General features: G+C 75.7%; 4 protein-coding genes. All 4 read left to right on the top strand.

Annotation, left to right across the window (positions count from 1 at the left end; genetic code table 11):
• On the top strand, window positions 1–894 hold an 894-nt coding region (locus ACIY1X_RS26055; protein ID WP_399686475.1), incomplete at its 5' end, for a type II secretion system F family protein.
• Window positions 891–1,808, top strand: a complete 918-nt coding sequence (locus ACIY1X_RS26050; RefSeq protein ID WP_399686473.1) for a hypothetical protein — start codon at window positions 891–893, stop codon at window positions 1,806–1,808. The genes ACIY1X_RS26055 and ACIY1X_RS26050, both read left to right, overlap by 4 nt.
• A 74-nt stretch (window positions 1,809–1,882) precedes the next feature.
• A complete protein-coding gene (locus ACIY1X_RS26045) occupies window positions 1,883–2,149 on the top strand; it encodes a DUF3613 domain-containing protein (RefSeq protein WP_399686470.1) in 267 nt (88 codons plus the stop codon).
• Window positions 2,150–2,184: 35 nt separating this feature from the next.
• Window positions 2,185–2,465 (top strand): pilus assembly protein TadG-related protein (locus tag ACIY1X_RS26040; RefSeq protein WP_399686468.1); only part of this gene is annotated, 281 nt, incomplete at its 3' end.

Genomic DNA, 2,465 nt, shown 5'->3' with positions numbered 1-2,465 from the left:
GCCGGCGCCTTCGTCCGGCGCGAGGTGGCGCGCCTGCGCGGGCGCGAGGTGGTCGGCCGTGCCATCGAACGCGAGGCGCGCGCCACGGCGGCCGCCGGCAGCGAAGCCGGCGCGCCCGCCGAGACGGCGCCCGACGGCCGCGGCCGCGACCTGCCGACGCACTGGCTGCGCACGCGCCTGGGCCGCCTGCTGGTGGCCGACGAGGACCGCCGCCTGATCGACCAGTGCGGCTGGCCTTCGGTGCGGGCGCAGCTCCTCTTCCTGGCGGCGCGCGCGGTGCTGGCCGCCGGGCTGCCGCTGCTCGTGCTGCTGCTGGCGCAGGCCGGCCACGTGCGCAGCCGCGTGATGCTGCTGGCCGCCATCGCCTTCACCCTCGGCTTCATGCTGCCCAAGTGGGCGCTGTCGGCCCACGCGCGGCGCCGGTGCGCCCAGGTGGCCCGCGAGCTGCCGCTGTTCGTGGACCTGCTGCGGCTGCTGCAGGGCGTCGGCCTGAGCCTGGACCAGAGCCTGCAGATCATCGTGAGCGATTTCGGCGACGTGCTGAAGGTGCTGGGGCGCGAGGTGGAGGTGGCGGCCAACCTCTACGCGCGGGGCCGCACGCGCGAGCACTCGCTGCAGCGGCTGGCCACGCTGCACGGCAACGACAACCTGGCCGGCCTGGTCGGGCTGCTGGTTCAGATCGACCGCCACGGCGGCGCCGTGCAGGAGCCGCTGCGCCTGTTCGGCGAGCGCCTGCGCGAGCAGCGCCGCGCCGAGCTGAAGGAACGCATCGGCAAGACCACCGTGAAGATGACCGCGGTGATGGTGACCACGCTGCTGCCGGCGCTGCTGATCGTGACGGCGGGCCCCGGCTTCCTGGCCATCATGCGCACCCTGGGATCGATGACGAGATGAACGAGTTCACGACGCACACCCCGCCGGCCGCATGCGTGCGGCCCGCCCTGTGCCTGCTGGCCGCATGCCTGCTGGCCGCCTGCGGCACGCCGAAGGCCAGCTACCCCGGCGCCGAGGCGCAGCAGCTGGCGCAGCAGGGCGCGCAGGCCGCCGCCTTGCCCGCCGGCGCCGTGGCCGACCCGCAGGCCACGCACCGCCGCCTGATCGAGCAGATGCAGCGCGAGGGCCTGTGGTACGCCTCGCTGGCCCACATCGACCAGTTCGAACAGCGTGGCGGGCCGACGCCGGCCACCACGCGGTTGCGCGCCGACGCGCTGCGCCACACCGGCCAGGCCGAGGCCAGCCGCCAGGCCTATGCCAGCCTGGCAGGCACGCCCGAGGCCGCCGCCGGCCTGCACGGGCTGGGCCTGCTGGCGGGCGCGGAAGGCGCGTTCGACCGCGCGGCCGAACTGCTGGCGCAGGCCCAGCGGCAGCAGCCGACCGATGCGCTGCTGCTCAACGACCTGGGCTATGCGCGGCTGCGCGCTGGCCGGATCGCCGAGGCGCGCGTGCCGCTGATGCAGGCGGCGCAACTGCAGCCCGACAACCCGCGCATCCAGCTCAACCTGGCCGCCTGGCTGACCGCCGACGGGCAGCAGGACGAGGCCGCGCGGTTGCTGGACGCCCGGCGGATGGCCGCCGGATCGCGCGAGGCGGTGCAGGCCACCGCCCGCCTGGCGCGCGAGGCCGCCGCCGCACACGCCGCCCGTCCGGCCGCCGCTGCTGCTGCTGCGGCACCGGACGGGCTGAGCCTGCGCCCCGCCGGGTGGCGGGAGGCGCGGCGTATCCACGTGGGTGTGCGCCGCGTGGAGATGGCGCAGGGCGGGCAAGTGCCCGCCGCGCCCGGATCCACCGCCGAACCCGGCCAGCCCTGAAGGAGCCTTTCGACATGCGCCTGCCACTGCATCGACATCTTGTTTGCGCGCTGGGCGCGGCCTGCATGGCCGCGATGTCTTCCGGCGCCGCGGCGGCCGATGCCACCGCCGCCGAAGCCCCGCCGGCCGGGCCGCCGTACACCCGCCACGTCGGCGAGGCGACCCATCGCCTGCTGGCCCTGCAGCGCGAGGGGCGCATGGCCTCCGAGGTGCCGCGCCCGGTGCCGGGCGAGGTGGCCCAGCGCAGCCGGGCGCGCTATCTCAAGAGCTTCGAACACGAGATACCCGAGCACTTCAAGTCCTCCGTGGGCGAGAAGGCATCGGGCATGGCCGGCCGATGAACGCAGCGGCCGCGCGAAGCCCTGCCTGTCGTGCGGTGCGGCGCGTCCAGCGCGGCGCCGTCGCGGTGCTGGGCGCGCTGTGGCTGCTGCTGGCCGTCACCTGCCTGATGGTGATCGACGTCGGATACCTGTTGTGGCAGCAGCGCGAGGTGCAGCGCATCGCCGACCTGGCGGCCATGGCGCGGGCGAACAGCGAGGACTTCTGCCGCGCCGCGGCGCCGTCGCAACTGGAACGGGCCAACGGCGTGCGCGACGCCGGCGACCAGCTGGCGATCCAGTGCGGCAACTGGAACCCGGCGCTGGACCGCGGCCCCGG

Origin of the sequence: Xenophilus sp., assembly GCF_044462705.1 — a bacterium.
Lineage (GTDB): Bacteria > Pseudomonadota > Gammaproteobacteria > Burkholderiales > Burkholderiaceae_C > Xenophilus > Xenophilus azovorans.
This window is presented reverse-complemented; position numbering and strand designations above follow the sequence as displayed.